General features: G+C 54.2%; 16 protein-coding genes, 1 tRNA gene and 1 pseudogene. 8 read left to right on the forward strand and 10 right to left on the reverse strand.

Annotation, left to right across the window (positions count from 1 at the left end):
- Positions 1-3: 3 nt before the first annotated feature.
- Entirely contained in the window at positions 4-810 is an 807-nt protein-coding gene (fabI, locus tag AADJ11_RS10465; protein WP_341234451.1) for an enoyl-ACP reductase FabI, read from the reverse strand.
- Between the two features lie 209 nt (positions 811-1019).
- Here fabI and pdxH point away from each other — a divergent pair, with 209 nt between their 5' ends.
- The 5 genes from pdxH (at position 1020) to AADJ11_RS10490 (ending at position 7135) form a co-directional block, all read left to right on the forward strand.
- The gene (gene pdxH / locus AADJ11_RS10470; protein ID WP_341234452.1) at positions 1020-1625 is read left to right on the forward strand and encodes a pyridoxamine 5'-phosphate oxidase; all 606 of its coding nucleotides are present in this window, start codon (positions 1020-1022) and stop codon (positions 1623-1625) included.
- 68 nt (positions 1626-1693) lie between these two features.
- Entirely contained in the window at positions 1694-2236 is a 543-nt protein-coding gene (locus AADJ11_RS10475) for a cold shock domain-containing protein (protein ID WP_341234453.1), read from the forward strand.
- 17 nt (positions 2237-2253) lie between these two features.
- Positions 2254-2697, forward strand: coding sequence for a DUF192 domain-containing protein (locus tag AADJ11_RS10480; protein WP_341234454.1), 444 nt, complete (start codon positions 2254-2256; stop codon positions 2695-2697).
- Between the two features lie 65 nt (positions 2698-2762).
- Positions 2763-2839 (forward strand) — tRNA-Pro (locus AADJ11_RS10485).
- 645 nt (positions 2840-3484) lie between these two features.
- Complete coding sequence (locus AADJ11_RS10490) at positions 3485-7135, forward strand: vitamin B12-dependent ribonucleotide reductase (protein WP_341234455.1); 3651 nt, start codon at positions 3485-3487, stop codon at positions 7133-7135.
- A 391-nt stretch (positions 7136-7526) separates the two neighbouring features.
- Here the strand turns inward: AADJ11_RS10490 and AADJ11_RS10495 are convergent, their stop codons facing one another.
- The 3 genes and pseudogenes from AADJ11_RS10495 to AADJ11_RS10505 all read right to left on the reverse strand — a co-directional run bounded on the left by AADJ11_RS10495 (position 7527) and on the right by AADJ11_RS10505 (position 8826).
- Positions 7527-7889 (reverse strand): hypothetical protein, encoded by a 363-nt coding sequence (locus tag AADJ11_RS10495; RefSeq protein ID WP_341234456.1) that lies wholly within the window; start codon positions 7887-7889, stop codon positions 7527-7529.
- Between the two features lie 425 nt (positions 7890-8314).
- Positions 8315-8527, reverse strand: a pseudogene (locus AADJ11_RS10500) (IS3 family transposase); the annotation flags it as partial.
- Between the two features lie 119 nt (positions 8528-8646).
- Complete coding sequence (locus tag AADJ11_RS10505; protein WP_341234492.1) at positions 8647-8826, reverse strand: hypothetical protein; 180 nt, start codon at positions 8824-8826, stop codon at positions 8647-8649.
- Between the two features lie 292 nt (positions 8827-9118).
- Between AADJ11_RS10505 and AADJ11_RS10510 the strand changes: the two genes are divergently transcribed.
- Complete coding sequence (locus AADJ11_RS10510; RefSeq protein ID WP_341234457.1) at positions 9119-9532, forward strand: MbcA/ParS/Xre antitoxin family protein; 414 nt, start codon at positions 9119-9121, stop codon at positions 9530-9532.
- A gap of 2 nt (positions 9533-9534) precedes the next feature.
- A complete protein-coding gene (locus AADJ11_RS10515; RefSeq protein WP_341234458.1) occupies positions 9535-10239 on the forward strand; it encodes an RES family NAD+ phosphorylase in 705 nt (234 codons plus the stop codon).
- Between the two features lie 487 nt (positions 10240-10726).
- Here the strand turns inward: AADJ11_RS10515 and AADJ11_RS10520 are convergent, their stop codons facing one another.
- The 6 genes from AADJ11_RS10520 to AADJ11_RS10545 all read right to left on the reverse strand — a co-directional run bounded on the left by AADJ11_RS10520 (position 10727) and on the right by AADJ11_RS10545 (position 14476).
- Complete coding sequence (locus tag AADJ11_RS10520) at positions 10727-11083, reverse strand: nucleotide-binding protein (RefSeq protein WP_341234459.1); 357 nt, start codon at positions 11081-11083, stop codon at positions 10727-10729.
- Between the two features lie 218 nt (positions 11084-11301).
- Positions 11302-11682, reverse strand: a complete 381-nt coding sequence (locus AADJ11_RS10525; RefSeq protein WP_341234460.1) for a VOC family protein — start codon at positions 11680-11682, stop codon at positions 11302-11304.
- 1 nt (position 11683) lies between these two features.
- The gene (locus AADJ11_RS10530) at positions 11684-12697 is read right to left on the reverse strand and encodes a zinc-binding alcohol dehydrogenase family protein (RefSeq protein WP_341234461.1); all 1014 of its coding nucleotides are present in this window, start codon (positions 12695-12697) and stop codon (positions 11684-11686) included.
- 64 nt (positions 12698-12761) lie between these two features.
- The gene (locus AADJ11_RS10535; RefSeq protein WP_341234462.1) at positions 12762-13859 is read right to left on the reverse strand and encodes an L-dopachrome tautomerase-related protein; all 1098 of its coding nucleotides are present in this window, start codon (positions 13857-13859) and stop codon (positions 12762-12764) included.
- Between the two features lie 135 nt (positions 13860-13994).
- Positions 13995-14156, reverse strand: a complete 162-nt coding sequence (locus AADJ11_RS10540; protein ID WP_341234463.1) for a hypothetical protein — start codon at positions 14154-14156, stop codon at positions 13995-13997.
- 29 nt (positions 14157-14185) lie between these two features.
- Positions 14186-14476: a putative quinol monooxygenase gene (locus AADJ11_RS10545; RefSeq protein WP_341234464.1), complete on the reverse strand. Its 291-nt coding sequence runs from the start codon at positions 14474-14476 to the stop codon at positions 14186-14188.
- A gap of 104 nt (positions 14477-14580) precedes the next feature.
- Between AADJ11_RS10545 and AADJ11_RS10550 the strand changes: the two genes are divergently transcribed.
- Entirely contained in the window at positions 14581-15477 is an 897-nt protein-coding gene (locus AADJ11_RS10550) for a LysR family transcriptional regulator (protein ID WP_341234465.1), read from the forward strand.
- The last annotated feature ends 153 nt before the right edge of the window (positions 15478-15630 follow it).

Below are 15630 nucleotides of genomic sequence, written 5' to 3' on the forward strand. Positions count from 1 at the left end.
CGTTCAATCCTTTGCCATATCGGGGGCGTCGACGGCTTTCATGCCGACCACATGGTAGCCTGCGTCCACATGCAGGTTTTCACCCGTGGTGCCTGACCCCAGATCGCTGAGCAGGAACAGGGCCGATTTGCCGACTTCGTCGATCGTAACATTGCGGCGCAGGGGCGAATTATATTCGTTCCACTTCATAATATAGCGGAAGTCGCCGATGCCCGAGGCCGCAAGCGTTTTGATCGGGCCAGCGCTGATCGCGTTGACGCGAATACCGTCTTTGCCAAGGTCTTCGGCCAGATATTTCACCGATGCCTCAAGTGCTGCCTTGGCGACACCCATGACATTATAATGCGGCATGACTTTTTCAGCACCGTAATAGGTGAGGGTGACGGCGCTGCCGCCTTTGTTCATCATCTTTTCCGCACGCTGCATGACGGCGGTAAAGGAATAGACCGAAATATCCATCGACATGGCGAAATTGCCACGGCTGGTGTCAACATAACGGCCGCGAAGTTCGTTTTTATCAGAAAAACCAATGGCGTGGACGATGAAGTCGATAGTGTCCCACCGCTTTTTGATACCGTCAAACAGCGCGTCAATCGACTCTTCCGATCCGACGTCGCAGGGCAAAACCATGTCGCTGCCCAATTGCGCGGCCAATGGATCAACACGTTTTTTCAGCGCATCGCCCTGATAGGAAAAAGCCAGCTCGGCACCCGCGTCTGCCAAGGCGCGTGCGACGCCCCAGGCAATAGACTTGTCATTCGCAAGACCCATGATGAGCCCACGCTTGCCTGCCATCAGGTCATTTGCCATTCTATTTCCTTCGAATTGCGCATTAAGTTTACGATGGTTTATGCGATTGATTGTTTTTCGGCAAGGCTGTGCATCCACAGTGTGTTGCAAGCAACCCATGCGAGCATTTATTGTTTTACGCGCGGCTTTTCGTTGTTTGGCTTTGTCAAATGTTATAGACGGCTGCTAATACCGGCCTGGGCCTAGGGAGTGAGAGTTCATTGGGAGATATGGAGACACGCAAAGGCAAATTTGCGGGTGATAATCCGTTTGAATTGGCGCGCCGTTGGCTGGCTGAAGCAGACGCAGTGGAAATCAACGACCCCAACGCGATCGCGCTGTCCACGGTGGATGCGCAGGGCATGCCGAATGCCCGTATGGTGCTGTTGAAAGAGATCGAAGACGATGCGTTTGTCTTCTACACCAATTACACAAGCGCCAAGGCCGGCGAATTGGATCATGCTGGGAAAGCCGCGTTCGTCATGCATTGGAAATCGCTGCGTCGCCAAATACGGGCGCGTGGTATTATTACCAAAGAAGACGGACCGAAAGCGGATGAATATTATAAGTCCCGGTCACTCAAAAGTCGTTTGGGGGCCTGGGCTTCGGACCAATCCAGCCCGCTTTCAAGCCGCGCAGCCTTGATGGCCGAGGTGGCAAAAGTGACTGTAAAACAAGGGACTGACCCACAGCGGCCACCCTTTTGGGGCGGCTATCGGTTGGCACCGTTAGAGATTGAATTTTGGGCGGATGGTGAATTTCGTCTACATGATAGGTTCGTTTGGCGACGCCCAAATTTAGGATCAGACTGGACTGTCGCGAGGTTAAGTCCATAATAAGGCTTAAATGAGACAGAAAGTTAATTGATCCGCAGGGCAAGAATTTAGAGTACCAAAGGGCATTTGTGTCAGATTTAGATAATACCGCCCCCGTTGTTTCGGGAACAGTGAAATGGTTCGACCCTGCTAAGGGTTTCGGATTCGTTGTCTCCGATGAAGGCGGCGCTGATATTTTGCTGCACGTCAATGTTTTGCGAAACTATGGCCAAAGTTCGATTGCGGATGGGGCGCGGGTTGAGATTACTGCGCATGAAACCAGCCGCGGCGTTCAAGCCACGCAGGTTCACGCCATTCATCCGCCTGAGTCCGGGCAATCGGGCCCGCTGGAAGAGATCGTCGGCGTTGATCCCGCGATTGTGAAAGCCGCACCGATTGAACCGGCGCGGGTGAAGTGGTTTGATAAATCCAAAGGGTTCGGCTTTGCCAATGTGTTCGGCAAGAACGATGATATCTTTTTGCATGTAGAAGTCTTGCGGCAGTCGGGGTTGTCGGATGTACAACCGGGTGAAGCATTGGCATTGCGCGTCATATCAGGTGAACGCGGCAAGATGGCGGCAGAGGTATATGCATGGGAAACGGTAATTCTAAACAACTCGGACGCCGGATAGCTCAATCCCTCTTTTCAATGGTTCTCGCTGGCTGCTTTGCGGGGCAGGCGGCAGCCGCGTGTTCCGAAGACACGGTTATGGTGCGTGGCGATTGGGGGCAGGCGCGATTCTCGGTCGAGGTTGCGGATGACGATGCAGAGCGCGCCCAAGGTCTGATGTTTCGCGAGTCTATGCCCAGCAGTGCAGGCATGTTGTTCGTTTACAAGCGTCCGCAGACGATGCGGTTCTGGATGCGCAACACGCTGATTCCATTGGATATGCTGTTCGTTGATTCCCGCGGGGTGATTCAACATATTCACGAAAATGCCGTGCCGTTGGATGAAACGATGATCTACGGCGGTAAAAACTTGCTGTCTGTGCTTGAGATAAATGGCGGTTTGGCCCGACGAATGGGCATTAAAACAGGGTCGGAACTGCGTCATCCGGCCTTTGCGGCGCACAACCCGGCATGGCCCTGCTAATTCGGTCGATTTCTGTGAAGTTAGGGCTTTTCAATCAGATCACTTGTAGCTAAGTAGGCCGCAGTCGGGGCGTGGCGCAGCCTGGTAGCGCACCTGTTTTGGGTACAGGGGGTCGGAAGTTCGAATCTTCTCGCCCCGACCACTTTAAGAACCAACCACATATAGTGTTCCTGATCTGCTTTATGCAGATCAGAACGCTGTATTTGTGTGCGGTTGGTATCGCTTCGGTTGTGATCATCGACCGTCGGGCGGAAAACGCACCCCTCATCTTGTGTGCCGAATGTTTTTTTACACCGCATGCTGATCTTTGAAATATCCCCAAGGGGGTGTGTGGTTCTTTGTGGATATCTCAAGTGATGGATGAGAGGTCGCTGCTAAACCTGCGCGTTTATTGACTTATCCACAGGTCGGGCTTTGCTTCCGAAATAATGAACATGTGTGCATATCTGCGCTCTGAATCACCGCAGGGCCGGTCGCCTCAAACAATCCCAGTTCGGTCAAGTCTCAAGTTCGAAAAATTTGCGAAAATTTTCGTTGACCGAATAGGGTCTTCTACGTCAGTTTGTGTGAATTGACGGTCACGCCACTATATCTAGTGATTGACATTAGGCGGCGGACCGATGAGGCAGATGAGGCAAACGCAGCTTTCGCGCATGTTTGGACGCTTGTCACGGGCCCCCAATGGTCCTCATGTGATGCGTCCTCTGTTTTGGTCAATGGTGTTGGGGCGGGCTGCAATGTCAGACGCTGCCTTGTGTAGATGAGCTGAGAAAATGGGGCGACAGATATGAAAATCGAAAGAAAATTCACGACTTCCGGGCAAGACGCATACGCAAAGCTGGATTTCGTGAGCACAGTTTCCGAAATTCGCAACCCGGACGGATCGGTGGTTTTCCATCTCGATAACGTCGAAGTCCCCTCCAGCTGGAGCCAAGTCGCCTCTGACGTCATTGCCCAGAAATATTTCCGCAAGGCCGGCGTGCCGTCTGCGACCAAAAAGATCAAAGAAAAGGGCGTGCCAGAGTTCCTGTGGCGCTCTGTTCCCGCCGATGATGCCACCATGGGCGGCGAGACGTCCTCCAAGCAGGTGTTTGACCGTCTGGCAGGCGCATGGGCCTATTGGGGTTGGAAAGGTGGCTATTTCACCACCGAAGAAGACGCCCAAGCCTATTACGACGAAATGCGCCATATTCTGGCGTCCCAGTCGGGTGCCCCGAACAGCCCGCAGTGGTTCAACACCGGTCTGCACTGGGCCTATGGCATCGATGGCCCCGCCCAAGGTCACTATTATGTGGACTACAAGACCGGCAAGCTGACCCGCTCGAAGTCGTCCTACGAACACCCGCAGCCCCACGCCTGTTTCATTCAATCGGTTGCCGATGATCTGGTGGGCGACGGCGGAATCATGGATCTGTGGGTCCGCGAGGCACGTTTGTTCAAATACGGCTCCGGCACAGGCACCAACTTTTCCAGCCTGCGCGGCGCGGGCGAGGGGCTGTCGGGCGGTGGTAAGTCGTCGGGCCTGATGGGTTTCCTAAAAATCGGTGACCGCGCTGCTGGCGCGATCAAATCCGGTGGCACCACGCGGCGTGCGGCGAAAATGGTAATCGTCGATGCGGACCACCCCGATATCGAAGACTTTATCAACTGGAAGGTCATCGAAGAGCAAAAGGTAGCCTCCATCGTTGCCGGTTCGAAAATGCACGAACGCGAGCTGAACAAACTGTTCGCCGCGATCAAAGCGTGGGATGGCGTTCAGGCGGATGCCTATGACCCTGCCAAGAACGAACAACTTAAGGCGGCAATCAAGGACGCAAAGAAATGCGCGATCCCAGAGACCTATGTGAAGCGCGTGCTGGATTATGCCAAGCAGGGCCACACGTCGATTGAATTCCCGACCTATGACACCGATTGGGATTCCGAGGCCTATTCCTCCGTGTCCGGCCAAAACTCCAACAACTCGATCCGGGTGACCAACGCATTCCTGCATGCCGTTGAAAAAGACGCTGATTGGGAGTTGCTGGACCGTACAACTGGCCGCGTGTCGAAAACCATCCGTGCCCGTGACCTGTGGGAACAGGTTGGCCATGCCGCATGGGCCTGTGCCGATCCGGGCATCCAGTACCACGACACTGTCAACGAATGGCACACATGCCCCGAAGACGGCGCGATCCGTGGGTCAAACCCTTGTTCCGAATACATGTTCCTTGACGACACGGCCTGTAACCTCGCGTCGATGAACCTACTGACTTTCCTCAAAGACGGCGAATTCCAAGTCGAGGACTACATGCACGCCTCGCGTCTGTGGACTGTGACGCTGGAAATCTCGGTGATGATGGCGCAGTTCCCCTCCAAGGAAATCGCGCAGCGGTCCTATGACTTCCGCACGCTGGGTCTGGGCTATGCAAACATCGGTGGCTTGCTGATGAACATGGGCTATTCCTATGACAGCGACGAAGGCCGCGCGCTTTGTGGTGCTTTGACGGCGATCATGACCGGCGTTTCCTATGCGACCTCCGCCGAAATCGCGGGCGAGCTGGGCGCATTCCCCGGCTACAAGAAAAACGCCGACCACATGCTTCGCGTCATCCGCAACCACCGCAATGCCGCGATGGGAAAATCCGATGGCTACGAGGCCCTCGCCGTAAAGCCGGTGCCCTTGGACCACGCCAACTGCCCGCAGCAAAACCTGATCGCCGTTGCGACCTCCACCTGGGACGAAGCACTGCGCCTTGGCGAAAAGCACGGGTATCGCAACGCCCAAGTGTCGGTGATTGCCCCAACAGGCACCATCGGTCTGGTGATGGATTGTGACACCACAGGGATCGAGCCTGACTTTGCCCTCGTGAAATTCAAGAAACTTGCCGGTGGCGGCTATTTCAAGATCATCAACCAATCCGTACCAGCTGCGCTTGAAAAGCAGGGCTATGGATCTGCCCAGATCGAAGAAATCGTGGCCTATGCCGTGGGTCACGGCAGCATCGGCAACGCGCCGGGCATCAACCACACCACCTTGGTGGGCCATGGTTTTGGCGCGAACGAATTGGCCAAGATTGACGCCGCATTGGCGCAGGCCTTCGACATCCGTTTCGTTTTCAACCAATGGACATTGGGCGAAGAATTCTGCACCCAAGTTCTTGGCATCCCTGCTGAAAAGCTGAACGATCCAACATTTGACCTGCTCAAGTCCCTTGGTTTCTCCAAGAAAGACGTGGATGCGGCCAATGACCATGTTTGCGGGACCATGACGCTGGAAGGTGCGCCGCATCTGAAAGAAGAACACTACAGCATCTTCGATTGCGCCAATCCCTGCGGTAAGAAGGGCCAGCGTTACCTGTCGGTCAACAGCCACATCTACATGATGGCCGCCGCTCAATCGTTCATCTCGGGCGCGATCTCCAAGACGATCAACATGCCCAACGATGCGACCATCGAAGATTGCCAAAAGGCCTATGAATTGTCTTGGTCCTTGGGTGTGAAAGCCAACGCGCTCTACCGTGACGGATCGAAACTGTCGCAACCTTTGGCCGCGTCCCTTGTCGAAGATGATGACGACGCCGCCGAAACGCTTGAATCCGGTAACATCCACGAAAAAGCCGTGGTTCTGGCAGAAAAGATCGTCGAGAAAGTCATCGTCAAAGAGATCATCAAATCGCACCGCGAAAAGATGCCTCAGCGCCGCAAGGGCTATACCCAAAAGGCCATCGTCGGCGGTCACAAGGTCTATCTGCGTACGGGCGAATATGGCGACGGGACACTGGGCGAAATCTTTATCGACATGCATAAAGAGGGTGCCGGTTTCCGCGCGATGATGAACAACTTTGCCATCGCCGTGTCCGTGGGCCTGCAGTACGGTGTCCCGCTCGAGGAATTCGTCGACGCCTTCACCTTCACCAAGTTCGAACCCGCAGGCATGGTTCAGGGCAACGACAGTATCAAGAATGCAACCTCGATCCTTGATTACATCTTCCGCGAATTGGCCGTGTCCTATCTGGACCGCACCGATCTGGCGCATGTGAAACCCGAAGGGGCCACATTCGACACCATCGGCCGCGGCGAGGAAGAGGGCGTGCGCAACGTTTCCGAGATCTCCGAAAGCGCCGCAAACCGGTCTTTGGAAGTGCTCAAGCAGATCAGTTCGACCGGGTATTTGCGCAACCGCATGCCGCAAGAGCTGGTGATGATGCAAAGCGGGCAGGGGATGGCTGATGTCGCGGTGATGGATGCCGGAACGGCAACCGTCGCCCAGTCCGTCACCACATCGGTGGAATCAACCACAGCGATCTCAAGCGGCGCGGTCGGTATCGACGCGCGCACCAAGGCCAAGATGCAAGGCTATGAGGGCGAAGCCTGCGGCGAATGCGGCAACTACACGCTGGTCCGCAACGGCACCTGCATGAAATGCAACACCTGCGGCGGCACGTCCGGCTGTAGCTGAGGAATTGGCGGGGCTTTTCAAATGAAATGCCAAGCATATATAGCCCATTTCGGGGTGTTTCGGCGGCCATTTACAAGGTGATTAGCGCCCACTTCATGTAAGTTATTGATTTTATTGACTCGAACTGGGAGCCGATCCTTTTTGGAATTTGATGGTCTAGTACAGCGGTCAAGTAAGGGAAACGAGACTTCTAAAGGGGGGCATGAGCCTGAATCCCGCATGGCATTGCACACCATGCGGGGTTCTAATTTTTAGAAGTCGCGGGCTGAGTGAGGAGGAGTTTTCCTCGCTCAATCCATCAATAGGAGGCCGGTGCGCTAGCCCCTAACGAAGGCCAAGCCACAGGCGTAAAACAAACGAGCGGTTAACGATGAGCTTGGTCATCCGAAACTTAGGGTGCCCCTTGGACGCCCTTTTTTCTTTGATACACTTCTTCATCGAGCTGTGGAGTCATAATCCATTGCAGCTGCAAGAGATTTTCGGCAGGTGTTTTGGGGAGTTTTGCTGCGAATTGCGCCGCCTTCAGACTCACGCGTGCGACATTATCGGTGTCGGCATAAATCCCTGCATAGATACGCGGCCAAAGCATTGGGTACGCATTTGCTTTAGAAGATGGAAAATTCTCCACCGCAAAACTTACCTCGGAGCCGTTTTGTAGAAAATGTTCGATAGGTGTACTTTCGGCTGCGGACTGAACTGGCGAAGATCTCGTCACCAATCTGTCTCCAAAAGTATTTTGTGCTAATTGCGTCATTTCATTAAGAGCTGTGGCGATGCCTCCCGGCGAGCTCGAGGTAGACATAATGTAGTGAGAAGTTTGTCAGCAATCATAACTTCGAGCTGCTTCTACGACTGACAAGCGTCTTGGGTGAAAACGGTGTATGGTTATGTGAAGTTTGAAGACTTATTTGAGGCGCTCTGCAGAAATTCTCGGCTTCTGGCTTCCTGCCTAAATGAGGTATTATATGGGTACTTGAGACGCTCACAATGCACTAAAATGTACCCATATAAGGTACATTGAAGACTGTGGAATGCCCATTAAGAGCAAAGCCCCATTAGACGCTATCAGTGCCCCCGCACAACGCTTCATCAGCGGTCGTGCGCGGGTGAGCTAATGCTCCCAGAAGCCGTCAAGGAAATGTGGACATGTCACGCTTTTGTGCCGCCCCATGTGCTCGTTTAAGCCACCTTTCGCTCGAAGGCGACCGGGCTTTTCCAGCCCAGTGCTGAGTGGCGTCGACGCGGATTGTAGAAGCCATTGATGTATTCGAAGATTGCCATCTCAGCTTGTCGCCGTGTTGCCCATGATCGCCGCCAGATCAGCTCGGCCTTGATGGTTTTGAAGAAGGTCTCGACAGCGGCGTTGTCGTAACAATTACCCTTTCCGCTCATCCTTGAGAATTCGGTTCTCGCGCCGAAGCCGGTCATTCTCTTGAGCGAGGCTCATATTCTCCTTTGGCACCACATCCGTGTCTCAATGCGCTGTGATCCATTTGTTCAGCGCCGACATCCTAACACCCACCTTCTCGGGACATTGCTGCGCAATACCCTGTCAGGCAGTGAATCGTCAGCGAACTGCTTGCGCCCCTATCATCGAAACAGCGTTTCGATTGTCGGGCAACGGTCAGCCCGCTGGTCAGTGCGATACGCAGCGCATCCAGGCGGAATTCGTCTGTACGTTTCAGTCCCATAGTCAGCCTCCTTTGCTGCAGGAAATGCTATCATAGGAGCGGTATCAAACCGCGACAGGTACAGTCTCAAGTCGAGCGATATAATCATCCCAACTATCCTCGCCACCGAAATGGTCTTCGAAGATTGTCCCAGGGCTATGAATGTGAGGATCCCAGCGTCGCCAGTTTGATCCTGACTCATCGTAACGCTGTTCAACTTGTGAATTCCTTTGAGTAACAATGCCTATAGGAAATTTGCAATTTGGCAAGAGATACCCTATTTTGTGTCAAAAGGCAAAGCTAGGAGTTCGTCATGCCTCAGTTTCAACTTGTTAAGAAGACCACTTACCAGCCGACTGCGCCCGAGATCACTGATGCTGAAGGCGCTGCCATGGCGCGCGCAGTCGTCAACCTCTTTCGACGGTGGGAAATCACGGATGGGCAGGCTTCGGTATTACTGGGAGGTCTTTCTGCTCGTACGTGGGCACGGTGGAAGGTCGGAGAGGTTGGTCGCATACCCCGTGACCTTAAGAGCCGGCTTTCAAACCTAATGGGTATACACAAAGCGCTCAGGATCATCTTCACCGAAGCTGATCGGTCATACAGCTGGGTGAAAAAGCCGAATGATGTATTTGGTGGTTCATCCGCTCTCGAGATTATGTTGGGCGGTGAGCTGACGGATGTCATGCGCGTGCGCCGTTACCTTGATGCTGTGCGGTGCGGCTAAACTTGGAAGAGCCGTCGGTTGCTAACGTCAAATGGGCCAAAACACATCGGATCATCCAATCCCGAATTCCGCCCATCGACTTGTTCGAAGACATTGCGGACCCAGCTGATTGGGATGCAATCCTTTCAGCAGAATCCAAGACCAACCCTCGCATCGCCAAAAGCGTCGGCATGTTAGACCTTGTGCCTCACGACCGTCGTGTGGCGGGAGATGGTGCTTCATGGGCTATGGCACCGTTCACTCATACATCGACCGACCGACCAAGTCGGTTCACCGATGGCTCTTTTGGTGTGTACTATGCGGGCGACAGCATCGAGGTGGCGCTATTCGAAACCATGCATCACCACGGTAAATTTATGGCGGCGACGTCAGAGGAGCCAGGATGGGTATCAGACTTCCGTGAGTTGATCGGGACGTTGAATGCAGACTTTCACGACATCAGCGATTTACCACAATCAGATCCCATTTACGACCCGAACGATTACAGCCTCTCTCAAACGATGGCCGGCATCCTTCGTGCCCAAAATTCGAATGGCATAATCTATAGAAGCGTCCGTTATCCTGATGGGCAGGCCGCCGCGATCTTCTGGCCTGATATTGCAGGCATAACTAACCAAGGCCAGCACTTCTCTTACTATTGGGATGGAAATACTGTTTCGAAGGTGAAGAACCTGACCACTGGCGACGTATTTTCGGTGGTGGAGTGATCCGCTTTGTCGAAAGGCGATATCAGAAAACAGTTCTACCACCTGATTGGAGACCAGCTCACAAACCTAGTTGAGCAGCATCTGCGATTGGTCTTACCCAACATCAAACTGAGGTGCCCCTATTTTCCGAGCACTTGTCTCGTTCACTTTCTTTTGTTCCGTTTCATAGTCAATTGGTGACAGCATACCGTTCTTGGCGCACTGCGCCGCAGCGTCGAGACCTTATGTGAATGGCAGCTTCGCGCCGAATTTCAGAGTATCCTCTGACTGTTTCTTGAAACCCGACTTTGGTCGCGATGCAGAAAAACGGTAAAGTGGGCTCTTTCCAGCCATTAGATCGACTACAGCATCCGTTGACATCTGACCTGATCGCATCGTCAAAGACGGAACAAATCGGACTTCCATTCGCTGATCCAATGTTGCGCTACAGCCCATGGAAGCGGCCATTCGAGCATCGCGCAGCATACCATGTTCGCGGCTTGCGTTATTAACGCATCTCGATTTGGTCTGGCGAACGGAGAATGATTTGCGGTTTACCCTTGTAAAGATCGACTGTTCCACTGATTGCGACGGCTCTACCTTCTAGTGCGTGGACTCTGGAAAATTGATCTAAATTTTTTCTGAAGATAACCGCATAGAAGACATGGTTAGGAAAGCGCCCGCCAAAGTTGATGAATGTCGTTCCGCTGCCGCTCGTCGAGACCTGACTGACCACGCCTTCGACAGTAACTACGGACCCTACATAATGAGATGCCTCTTTTGGAAGGATTGTCTCAGCCTGCGCGGAGATGGCAAGAAGCAGGGCAAGCCCTGCCGCTGTAAGCAAGTTTACGATATAGCGCATAGAATTCTCAATTTAATTGTAACTAATCGTTAAAGCATATCCCCTTGTTTGGGCCATTAAAAGACGCCCCGGGCGTCTTGTTGATATGTTGGATCGAGGCCGGGTTCATTACGTCCTCTCGACGCATCCGGCCCAGACCAGCCATTGACGATTGGTCTCCACGCCGCAGTGCAGCTTCCCTCAAGCGGACGTTGGTGGCCAGCGCAGTATCTAAGCTGTCATTCGTCCGCCGTGAAATCGATGTGGATGTGGTTGCCATCGGGGTCGCGCAGATGGAATTGTATAAGCCCGACCGTGTCCAACACGAATCGTCGATGTGGAATGGACTCTTTGATTAGAGTTTCTTCAAATGCCACGTAGTCTGTCGCGGTCAGTGCGAAGTGCTCGAGTTTCAACTTCACTTCGGAGCCAACCGCAGGGTCGCCCCTTTGCCCCACAAGATGGATCACGGCCCTATCGCCCGCATAAAGCCACGCGCCCGGAAATGGAAAATCCGGACGCGGGCCGGTGCGCATGCCTAAAACGTCGCGATACCAAGCCACCATTTTTTCGACTTGGGTGGTTTGGATATTGACGTGATCAAGTCTGCGCACCTGCATTTCAGAAACCTTCCAATGTGATTTTGCCCTTGACCTTGCCGCTTTCAATCAGCGCATGGGCACGTTTGAGGTTTTCGGCATTGATCGCCCCGAAGCTTTCTGTCGCGGTAGAGCGGATCTTGCCCGCGTCGATCAGACCCGCCACGGTATCAAGGATTTCACCCTGACGTGCGATGTCGTCGGTGGTGAACAAAGACCGCGTGAACATCAGCTCCCAGTGGATAGAAACTGCCTTGCCTTTGAACGGCATGATGTCAAAGCCCTTGGGATCATCAATCAAACCAAAGCGGCCCTGCGGAGCGATAAATTCAGCGATCTGCGTCACATAGGTTTCAGAATAGTTGGTCGAGAACACAAAGGCTGGCGCGCCGATGTTTAGGGCTGCAATCTGTTCCGGCAGTGGTTTGGAATGGTCCACAACGTGATGCGCGCCTAACTCTTTCACCCAATCTTGCGTTTCAGGGCGCGAGGCCGTGGCGATGATCGTCAGGTCGGTCTGCTCGCGCAAAAGCTGGATCGCGATGGAGCCAACGCCGCCCGCGCCGCCGATGATGACGATGGCGTTGGCAGCACCCGGCACCGGATTTGTGACGTTCAGACGATCAAAGATCATCTCTTGCGCTGTCAGTGTTGTCAGTGGCAGAGCCGCTGCCGCAGCGGTGTCGATAGATTTGGGCGCGTGGCCGACGATACGTGCATCTACAAGGTGGTATTCGGCGTTGGTGCCGGCGCGGTTGATCGCGCCTGCATACCAGACCTTGTCACCGGCTTTGAACTGGGTGACTTTATCGCCAGTTTCAACAACCTCGCCCACGGCGTCCCAGCCGAGGATCACAGGCGCATCGCCTTCTGCTGGGCGATTTTGACGGACCTTAACATCGACAGGGTTGACCGAAACGGCGGCGACCTTGACCAGAATGTCATGGCCTGTCGCTGTTGGTTTATCGATCTCAAGATCGATCAGAGCATCAGCGCGGTCAATAGCGCCGTTTGTGGTGTAACCGATGGCTTTCATTATTTATTCTCCGAATGTGTGTGGGGCTACGCGGCGCCCATGTTAGACGCCACGCGATGTTTGATTACGGCTGGGTTGTTAGGATGACATAGGCGTGGTCGCTGCCATCGGTCCCCATGTTTAGTGCAGGGTGCGTGTGCAACTGGTTGGCGACGATATAAAGCGTGCCGTCTGGCGCAAAGGCAAAGCCATCGGCCCACCGCAACAGCGTGTCGTCTTGGGCGAAGACCTTAAAGCTGTCGGGTGTGGAGACCGTCACAGCATTGCGGGTGACATCTCCTGAGAACACGCGGCCCTCACCGTCAATGATAAAGCCGTCATTCGGGCCTTTCTCAGCGTAGCGGGTGATCTGTGCGGCCAGCGCGGTATCGTCTTGTGATGCGTCCGCCAAAGCAGCAGCAGGGATGGACCATATATCGCGGCCATTCATCGTGCCGAAGTAGACATTTTCAAATGCCGGATCGATTGAGATGGCGTTCATCGACAGGTGCCACGGGGTGGCGTTGCCGTCCGCATCTTTGAACCCGACAAGATTACCGTCGATCACCACATCTTCGTCAGAGGGCATGAAACGTTTCGTGGCCTCCAACACGCGGCGTGCCGCACCTGTTTCTATATCGATCACAATGAACGCGGGCTTCAGGTCGGAAGCAGGTGCAGTGAAGGTCATGTCGGCGATGTAGATCTGACCGCGTTCTTCATCGAGGGCAAAGTCTTGAAGGAAAGAAATCGGGGTCACAACGTCGGACGGAATGTCGATGATCTTGTGCAACGCATCGGCTTGTGTGTCCCAACCGACCAGTTTCGGCGCGCTGTCTGCGCCGCCCATATCAAGAATCCAGACGATGCCGTTTGCATCCGATTTGATCCCGATTGAACCAGCAATACCGACTTCGCCAGTTTCGGGGCCGTCGGCCCAGTCCTCCGTTGGGAACGGAACCTTCTTGCCGTCTTCAAGAACTTCAACAACCCGCAATGTCGGACCATCCAACGGTTGCTGGGTGATGATGACGCGGTTGTCGGGTGTCACAGTGATGTTGCCGGGGCGCGTGTCGCTGACTTCTGCAAAGGTTGTCAGATCAGCGCTGGTGTCCGCAGATGTTTGCGCGGCGAATGCGAAGGACAATGCAATCGCGGATGTGAGCAGTTTTGTCGGTGTCATGAGGGCGCCTTTCAGGGGTGCGAATGGGATTTAGGAATGGGGCAGCGTGGGGCACACCTCCCCCGTGATCCGGCAAGCAAATGCCAGATTTCTGATATTCACGGAAAAGGGTTTTGGTGTTGGTCGGTCGGAGGGTTACTTGCGAAAGATGCGTCGTAACCACCCGGCCAGATCGACGGCGGATGCCGCCGAGCCATGGTTCCGGATTCCAGCCAGATCATGTGGCGACAGCCGCACCACTGGGCGTTTTACGTCCTTTGGTTGGACATCTTCTGAGGTGGCGTGGGTCGTTTTCATGATGCGGTCTCCGGTTGTTGTAACGTGGCTCAGTCGATCTGGGACATCTCGTTCAGAATGAATTCGGCAACAGCACCGTTAGTGGCTTCCATATAGGCAGCGAGGTGTGGCGCGTTCATGTGTGTCTGCCACAGCTCACGGCTTTCCCAGTTTTCATAGAACGTGAAATGCGCAGGATTTTCGTTGTCTTGGTGCAGGTCGTAGTTGATGCAGCCTTCTTCGGCGCGGGTGATCGGGACGAGCTTCAGAAGCTCGGCTTTGACCAGTTCGATTTTGTCTGCGTTGGCTGTGATGTTGGCGACGATTGTAAGCTTGGACATTGTTGTGTTCCTTTGAATGTCTGTTCTGATGAAAAACATATACATCGCAGGCATATACGGATAAACAGACATCGTTCGAAATGATAATCCGAGAAATCCGTTTAATGCTGATCGACAATATACGACTGTTTTTGACCATCACTGAAAAGGGAAGTCTCGTCGCTGCAGGCCGCGAGGTTGGGCTTTCGGCGACCACGGTTTCCGAACGGTTGGCAGCACTTGAGGCCCATTACGGCGTGGTTCTGTTCAACCGCACGACGCGTTCCCTCAGCCTGACGGACGAAGGCCGGACGCTCCTCAGCGGGGCCAAGGTCGTGCTGGGTGAAATCGAAGACCTTGAAACACGCATCCGGCACGGGGCTGAAACCTTATCTGGCCCAATCCGGGTCAGTGCGCCGATCGACATTGGCCGTAGCATCGTGTCGGACGTGATATCGACCTTCACGGGCGAGCACCCGGCGATTTCAATCGAGCTGCTGCTGTCGGACGGCTACGTCGATATCGTCGGACAAGGTTTCGATCTGGCTCTGCGGTTTGGTGCCGTGACGGACAGCACCCTGCGCACCCGCAACCTCGGCCACTTCCGCCGCATCGTTTGCGCCGCGCCATCCTACATCGCACAACATGGCGCGCCACAAACGCCCGCCGATCTGGCGCACCACAACTGTCTGATCATGCGGTTCGGGACGACCCTCGACAACGTCTGGCGCTTCGGCTCAGGCAAGAAACCGCAAGCCGTAACCGTCCGAGGCAACAAAACCGTGAACGATGGATCACTGGTGCGGCAATGGGCGCTGGACGGGCATGGGATCATTCTAAAATCTGAACTCGATGTCATCGGAGACGTGGAGTCAGGCAAGCTTATCGCTCTGCTTGAAGATTTCGCGCCACCGCCCAATCCGCTTCAAATGATGTTCCCCCCTGGAAGAGCACAGCCACGGCGTGTCCGCGTCTTGGCCGATGCATTTTCGCAAGCATTGGCAGCACGGACGTCAAAATAGCGCGCTGAAAGAACCCGAAGCCGTGCCTCCATCTATTGATGTCTGATATAACAACTCAAATTATTTCGCGATCGTTGCGCAGCGAACGACCGCTTCCCGCCGATTTTGTTGAAAAACTCTTCCTTGATCGGCAGGTGAACTGCTGATTCAATT

It is taken from the genome of uncultured Sulfitobacter sp. (assembly GCF_964021855.1).
Classification (GTDB): Bacteria; Pseudomonadota; Alphaproteobacteria; order Rhodobacterales; family Rhodobacteraceae; genus Sulfitobacter.